The organism is Dietzia sp. SYD-A1 (genome assembly GCF_015356725.1).
Classification (GTDB): domain Bacteria; phylum Actinomycetota; class Actinomycetes; order Mycobacteriales; family Mycobacteriaceae; genus Dietzia.
Genome location: NZ_JADDKI010000174.1, coordinates 1 through 6480 on the forward strand (window position 1 = coordinate 1; position 6480 = coordinate 6480).

General features: G+C 70.0%; 8 protein-coding genes. 2 read left to right on the forward strand and 6 right to left on the reverse strand.

Features of this window, described 5'->3' with window-relative positions:
- Positions 1 to 26 precede the first annotated feature (26 nt).
- The gene (locus IY392_RS07995) at positions 27 to 923 is read right to left on the reverse strand and encodes a LysR family transcriptional regulator ArgP (RefSeq protein ID WP_194860918.1); all 897 of its coding nucleotides are present in this window, start codon (positions 921 to 923) and stop codon (positions 27 to 29) included.
- A gap of 67 nt (positions 924 to 990) precedes the next feature.
- Here IY392_RS07995 and IY392_RS08000 point away from each other — a divergent pair, with 67 nt between their 5' ends.
- On the forward strand, positions 991 to 1608 hold the full coding sequence (locus IY392_RS08000; protein ID WP_194860919.1) for a LysE family transporter: 618 nt from the start codon (positions 991 to 993) through the stop codon (positions 1606 to 1608).
- A 142-nt stretch (positions 1609 to 1750) separates the two neighbouring features.
- On the opposite strand, the gene IY392_RS08005 is transcribed toward IY392_RS08000, so the two are convergent.
- The 5 genes from IY392_RS08005 to IY392_RS08025 form a co-directional block, all read right to left on the reverse strand.
- On the reverse strand, positions 1751 to 2395 hold the full coding sequence (locus tag IY392_RS08005) for a 50S ribosomal protein L25/general stress protein Ctc (RefSeq protein WP_194860920.1): 645 nt from the start codon (positions 2393 to 2395) through the stop codon (positions 1751 to 1753).
- 219 nt (positions 2396 to 2614) lie between these two features.
- A complete protein-coding gene (gene arsC / locus IY392_RS08010) occupies positions 2615 to 2974 on the reverse strand; it encodes an arsenate reductase (glutaredoxin) (RefSeq protein ID WP_107756935.1) in 360 nt (119 codons plus the stop codon).
- Position 2975: 1 nt separating this feature from the next.
- Positions 2976 to 3953 carry a ribose-phosphate diphosphokinase gene (locus IY392_RS08015; protein WP_107756934.1) on the reverse strand — a complete coding sequence of 326 codons (978 nt, stop codon included), beginning with the start codon at positions 3951 to 3953 and terminating at the stop codon, positions 2976 to 2978.
- Between the two features lie 17 nt (positions 3954 to 3970).
- Positions 3971 to 5431: a bifunctional UDP-N-acetylglucosamine diphosphorylase/glucosamine-1-phosphate N-acetyltransferase GlmU gene (gene glmU, locus IY392_RS08020; RefSeq protein ID WP_182612304.1), complete on the reverse strand. Its 1461-nt coding sequence runs from the start codon at positions 5429 to 5431 to the stop codon at positions 3971 to 3973.
- A 124-nt stretch (positions 5432 to 5555) separates the two neighbouring features.
- Entirely contained in the window at positions 5556 to 6167 is a 612-nt protein-coding gene (locus IY392_RS08025) for a flavodoxin family protein (protein WP_107756932.1), read from the reverse strand.
- 110 nt (positions 6168 to 6277) lie between these two features.
- Here IY392_RS08025 and IY392_RS08030 point away from each other — a divergent pair.
- The coding region (locus tag IY392_RS08030) for a thiamine pyrophosphate-binding protein (protein ID WP_255542043.1) at positions 6278 to 6480 on the forward strand (203 nt) is incomplete at its 3' end.

The following is a 6480-nucleotide window of genomic DNA, read 5'->3' on the forward strand; positions in this document are numbered from 1 at the left end:
CCTCCCGCCCCGGCCCGCTCACCTCGTCAGGGTCGCAACTCTGCGCTGGCCGTCTCGAGCACCGCGGCGGTCAGGGCGTCGAGGCCGGGCGACTGGAGTCTCCAGTGTTGCCAGAACAGCGGGACGTCGAGGGGGCGGTCGGGAGAGACCTCGGTGAGCTCACCGGAGACCAGCCACGGGGTGGCCAACTGTTCGGGGACCAGGCCCCAGCCCAAGCCGGCGGCGATGGCACGGACGTGGTCGTGCGAGCTGGGGACGAAGTGGCGGGGGCCGGTCGGTTCGCGTCGCGCGAGCCGACGGTAGTGGAGTTCCTGGTGGGCGTCGCTGCGATCGAAGTCGACGATGGGGGCCCGGCCCAGCGCGGTCGTGGGCGAACCGTCGCGCAGGTGCCGGGCCACGAATCCGGGACTGGCGCACGCGAGGTATCGCATCGACCCCAGGGGGAGTGACCGACATCCCTGGACGGCCCGGGACTCACTGGTCACCGCGGCCATCACCTCGCCCCGGCGGAGAAGGCGGGAGGATAGCGACTCGTCCTCGCGGCGGAGGTCGAAGACGACCCGGCCGGAGGAGTGGATCTGGGTCATGGCGTCGAGGAACCAGGTGGCGAGCGAGTCGGAATTGCACGCCACCGCCAGGACCACGTGCTCCGCCGGGGTGTCCGCTCCGTCGAACTCGCGGGACAGGGACTCCTCCAGGTGGAGCATCTGACGGGCGGTCCTGAGCACCGTCTCGCCGGCGTCGGTCGCCGTGACGGGACGGTCCCTGCGGACCAGGATGCGGCCGGCGGAGTCCTCCAGCGACCGGATGCGCTGGGACACCGCCGACTGGGTGACGTGGAGATGGGCGGCGGCCGCGTCGAAGGAGCCGAGGTCGACGACGGCCACGAGGGTACGCAGGTGATCCAGATGGAGTGCGTGCATAAGTCTGGCTAATGCTAGCTGAAGAACTGTAGTAGCACTGCAGTTCGCGCGGATCTAGCGTGAGGGCGTGACCACCACCTCCACCCTCCTCATGGGCGCCGGTATGGGCCTCGGGCTCATCGCCGCCGTCGGCGCACAGAACGCCTACGTTCTCCAACGCTCGATTCGAGGAGACGTGGCGATGGTCCCGATCGTCCTGTTCTGCGTCCTGTCCGAGGCCGCCCTGATCCTGCTCGGTGTGGCGGGGGTCGGGGCGCTGGTCGAGTCCGCGCCCGCCGCCCTCACCGTGATGACGTGGTTGGGGGTCGTCTTCCTGCTGGCCTACGGCGCCGTTGCCGCGTCCCGGGCCCTCCGGCCCGGCAGCGGGCTGCAGGTGGACGGGGATGCGCGCGTCCCCTCGACCCTGGGGGCGGTCGCGGCGTGCGCGGCGTTCACCTGGCTCAACCCTCACGCCTACCTCGACAGCGTGGTCTTCCTGGGGACCCTGGCCAATCAACAGGCCGGGGACCTCCGCTGGGTGTTCGCGGCCGGCGCGTTCCTCGCGGGCGCGGTGTGGTTCGTGGTGATCGGCTTCGGTGGCAGGGCCCTACGGGGGGTCTTCGCCAATCCCGGTGCGTGGCGGGTGCTGGACGCCGGGATTGCCGTGATGATGGTCGTGCTGGCCGTCGGCCTGATCCGCGGGTAGCGGCCGGGGCCGGGGAGTACAGCCGGGCGCGGAGGTCCGCGGGGAGCGGCAGCCCGGGCGAATGACCTCGGGCCCGGTCCGACGCGGTGGTCGAACCGGGCCCGGTGCCGGGTCGCGGGAGGTCAGGCCTCGCCGCGGGAGGTCAGGACTCCTCGCCCGCCTGCTCGGCCTCCTGGGCGGCGTCCTCGGCGGCCTCACCCTCGGGCGCCTCTTCCTCCTCGGCCTCGAGGTCGGCCTCGGAGGGCGCCTCGATGATGTTGACGATCAGCAGCTCGGGGTCGGAGACGAGGGTGGCTCCGGAGGGCAGGGTGATCTCCGAGGCGGTGATCTGGGTCCCGGCCTCGGCGTCCTCGACCGAGATCTCGAAGCCCTCGGGGATCTCGGTGGCGTCGACCTCGACCTCGATGACGTCGGCGTCCTGCGTGACGAGGGTGCCGGGCGCCGCGTCTCCCGTGAGGGTGACGGGGATCTCGACGGTCACCTTCTCGCCCTTGCGGACGACGAGGAGATCGGTGTGCTCGATGATGCGGGTCAGCGGGTGCACGTCGATCTGCTTGGGCAGCGCGAGCTGCTCCTCGCCCTCGATGTCGAGGGTGAGCAGCGAGTTGGTGCCGTGGGCACGGAGGACCGCGGCGAACTCGAGCGTGTCGAGGAGAAGGTGACGCGGCTCGGTGTGGTGACCGTAGAGCACCGCGGGGACCTGGCCCGCGCGGCGGGCGCGGCGGGCCGAACCCTTGCCGAACTCGGTGCGGATGGAGGTCTTGAGGTTGTTGATTTCCTTGGCCATGGTGAACCTTCTGTCGGTGGGGAGCGCGCGTGCGCTCTGCGGGCGGGAGACCTCCCCGGCGACCGAGACGATCGCGCTGGGCGGCCCACCGGGGACCACACCGACAATGATCGCGTCGATAACGGAGTGGCCCGTCTCAGGGCCCTCCCTCGCCGAGATGACCCGATCAGCCTAGCGGCGCCGGGCCCGGCCCCCAAATCACACCGGGCCCCGCCGCCGTCAGAGGATCTCCTCGACCGCGGAGGTGGGCCGCGCCAGTCGCGTGCCCCTGCCGGTGACCACGAAGGGCCGCTCGATGAGCCGGGGGTGCGCCACCATCGCCTCGAGCAGCGCCTCGTCCGAGGCCTCGAGCAGGCCGAGCTCGGTGAACTCGGCCTCCTTGACCCGCACGGCCTGCCGCACCGTCAGCCCGGCGTCGGAGATGAGGGTCCGGAGTTCGTCGACCGTGGGTGGGGTGTCGAGGTACCTGATCACGGTCGGCTCGACGCCCCGCTCGCGGAGCAACTCCAGCGCCTGCCGGGACTTGGAACAGCGAGGGTTGTGGTAGATCGTGGCGCTGCCCGCGGCGTCCGCGGACACGTCAGGCGTTCCCGTTGAACAGGCTGGTCACCGAGCCGTTCTCGAAGACCTCGTGGATGGTGCGGGCGAGCAGCGGGGCGATGGAGAGCACAGTGAGGTTGTCGAACCGCTTCTCCGGCGGGATCGGCAGGGTGTCGGTGGTGATGACCTCCTTGGCCCCGCACGAGGCCAGCCGCTCGGCGGCCGGGTCCGAGAAGACACCGTGCGTGCAGGCGATGATGACGTCGCCGGCGCCGGCGTCCTTGAGCACCTTGACCGCGCCGGCGATGGTGCCGCCGGTGTCGATCATGTCGTCCATCAACACGCAGGTGCGCCCCTCGACGTCGCCGACGACGCGGTTGGACTTGACCTGGTTGGGAACGTTGGGGTCGCGGGTCTTGTGCACGAAGGCCAGGGGAGCGCCGTCGAGAGCGTCGGCCCACTTCTCGCCCACCTTGACGCGGCCGGCGTCGGGGGAGACCACGCAGATGTTGTCCGTGCCGTAGTGCTCACGCACGTAGTCCGACAGCTGGCCCTGGGCGTGCATGTGGTCGACGGGGCCGTCGAAGAAGCCCTGGGTCTGGTCGGTGTGCAGGTCGACCGTGATGATCCGGTCCGCACCGGCCGTCTTGAGCAGGTCGGCCACGAGGCGGGCCGAGATGGGCTCACGCCCGCGGTGCTTCTTGTCCTGCCGCGCGTACGGATAGAACGGCAAGATGGCCGTGATCCGCTTGGCGCTACCCCGCTTGAGGGCATCGATCATGATGAGCTGCTCCATGATCCACTTGTTCAGCGGCGCCGGGCAGCTCTGCAGCACGAACGCGTCGCAGCCGCGCACCGACTGCTCGAAGCGGACGAAGATCTCCCCGTTGGCGAAGTCGCGGGCGGTCTGAGGGGTGACCTCGACCCCCAGTTCGGCGGCGACCTGATCCGAGAGTTCGGGGTGCGCGCGCCCCGCGAAAAACATCAGGTTCTTCTGGTTGTCGATCCACTCGCTCACTCGGTGAGTCCGTCCTTCTAGGAGTCGTTCCGGGTACGTAGGGCGGCCTCGGCCGAACCGGAATCCGGTCGGTTCTGGATCACCCAGTCGTCGATATTCCGCTGTCGTCCGCCAGACACCGCCAGGGCCCCGGGCGGGACGTCGTTCTTGATCACGGTACCCGCGCCCGAATAGGCCCCGTCCCCGACGGTCACCGGCGCGATGAACATGGTGTCCGAACCGGTGCGGCAGTGATCGCCGATCACTGTACGGTTCTTGTTCACCCCGTCGTAATTGACGAAGACGCTCGATGCCCCGATATTGGTGTGCTCGCCGATCTGCGCGTCGCCCACATAGGTCAGGTGCGGGACCTTGGTGTGCGCCCCGATCGAGGACTTCTTGACCTCCACGAAGGTGCCGATCTTGCTGCGCTCTCCCAGCTCCGCCTCCGGACGCAGGTACGCGAACGGCCCGACCTCGGCTCCGGCCCCGACGCTCGCGCTGACGGCATGGGTCCGCACCACGGTCGCGCCCTCGCCGACCGTGGTGTCCTGCAGGGTGGTGTCCGGGCCGATGGTCGCGCCGTCGCCGATGTCCGTGGACCCGGTGAGGTGGGTGCCCGGCAGGATGGTCACGTCCCGGCCGATGCGCACCCCCACGTCCACCCAGGTGCTGCTCGGATCGACGATCGTCGCCCCGGCCCGCATGGCCTCCTCGCACAGGCGGCGGTTCATCTCGGCCGAGAGGGCGGCCAGCTGCACGCGATCGTTGACCCCGGCCACCAGGTCGGCGTCCTCGATACGGTGACCGCGGATGAGCCCGTTGGACTGACGGGCCAGCTGGATCACGTCGGTGAGATACAACTCGCCCTGCGAATTGTCCGTGCTCAGTTCGCCCAGTTTCTCCCGCAGCACGCGGGCGTCGAAGGCGTAGATGCCGGAGTTGACCTCATCGATCGCCCGCTCCTCGTCCGAGGCGTCCTTGTGCTCGACGATCCGCAGTACCTCGCCGTCGTCGTTCCGGACGATCCGTCCGTACCCCGTGGGGTCCGGTGCCGTGGAGGTCAGGACGGTCACCGCCGCCCGCGGACGCAGGTCGTGTCGCGTCACCACCTCGCGCAGGGTGTCGGCGTCCAACAGCGGGATGTCCGAGGTGGTGACCAGCACTGTCCCCGAGAAGTCCGCGGGCAACGCCGCCATGCCGGCGGCCACCGCGTCACCCGTCCCGTTCTGCTGTTCCTGCACCGCGGTCGCCACCGGCACCCCCAGGTCGACGGCGAGGTCGTCCACCGCGGCCCCGACCTGCTCACGCTGGTGCCCCACCACCACGATGATCTGCTCCGGCCGGATCCCGGCGGCGGCGTGCAGCGCGTGGCCGAGCATGGTCCGGCCGCACACCCGGTGCAGCATCTTGGGGGTCGAGCTCTTCATCCGGGTGCCGGAGCCGGCGGCCAGGACGATGACTGCGGCCTGCGAGCGGTCGGTGTCGGGTGTGGTCATCAAGTCTCCTCGGGCGGCGTGAGTTCCGCGCTGGCGGGCGTGGCGGTTCGTCCCGGCAAGGATAAGGGGTGTCCCCGGACGGGAGGACCGGGTCTGCTCTAGCCGCACCGGCCAGGGGACCTGCTCAGACCGGCGGGTACTGCTCCGCGCGCAGGAGCCGCGCCAGATGCGCGGCGTTGGCGGACAACGTGGCGATGGTCGAGGACACCGCGGACGGGGTCTCGTCGAGATCGGCGTAGTCCTTGGGGTTCATGGCCTCGTGGTTCCAGTACGTGCACCCCTGCGCCGGGATCGTGAACCCGATGTCGTTGAGACCCTGGAACGTGTCGGCCACGATCTTGTGCGCGCCGTCCTCGTTGCCGACCACGGCCGTCACGGCGACCTTGCCGAACATCGCGGGCCGTCCCTGCTCGTCGGTCTCCGACAACTGGGCGTTCAGGCGCTCCAGCACCCGCTGGGCGATGCTCGACATGTGCCCCACCCAGGTCGGGGTCGCGAGCACCAGCACGTCGGCGGCCTTGATCCTGTCCAGGATCCGCGGCCACTGGTCGCCGTCCCCCATGTCGTCCTCCACCCCGGGACGCACGTCGAAGTCGGCCACCCGCACGGTGTCGCCGTCGATCCCGTGGGACGCCAACTCGTCGAGTACCTGACGGGCGATGAGGTCGCTGCTCGACTCGGCGGGTGAGGCCTTGAGCGAGCACACCAGGGCGATTGCGTTCAGTGAGGTCTCCATGGCGGGGACGGTAGGAGCCGGGCCTTGAGAGGACAACCGGTGGAGGCCGGTCGGTGCGGCCCCTACGGTGGGCCCCACCGACCTGGCCGTCCAGCGGAGAGGGGACAGTTATGACCCACGACAAGACGGTGGCCGACCTCGTCGTCGAACGGTTGGTCGCCTGGGATGTGGAACGGATCTACGGGTACGCCGGTGACGGCAACAACCCGCTGCTCGGCGCGCTGCAACGGTCCGACGTGGCTCCGAGGTTCATGCGGGCGCGGCACGAGGAGTCGGCGGCGTTCATGGCGGTGGCCGAGGGGAAATACTCGGG

Bases quoted from the DNA above. Each gene is read 5' to 3' on its own strand.
- IY392_RS07995 (WP_194860918.1), bottom strand. From the start codon at position 923: ATGCACGCACTCCATCTGGATCACCTGCGTACCCTCGTGGCCGTCGTC.
- IY392_RS08005 (WP_194860920.1), bottom strand. From the start codon at position 2,395: ATGGCCAAGGAAATCAACAACCTCAAGACCTCCATCCGCACCGAGTTC.
- glmU (WP_182612304.1), bottom strand. From the start codon at position 5,431: ATGACCACACCCGACACCGACCGCTCGCAGGCCGCAGTCATCGTCCTG.
- IY392_RS08025 (WP_107756932.1), bottom strand. From the start codon at position 6,167: ATGGAGACCTCACTGAACGCAATCGCCCTGGTGTGCTCGCTCAAGGCC.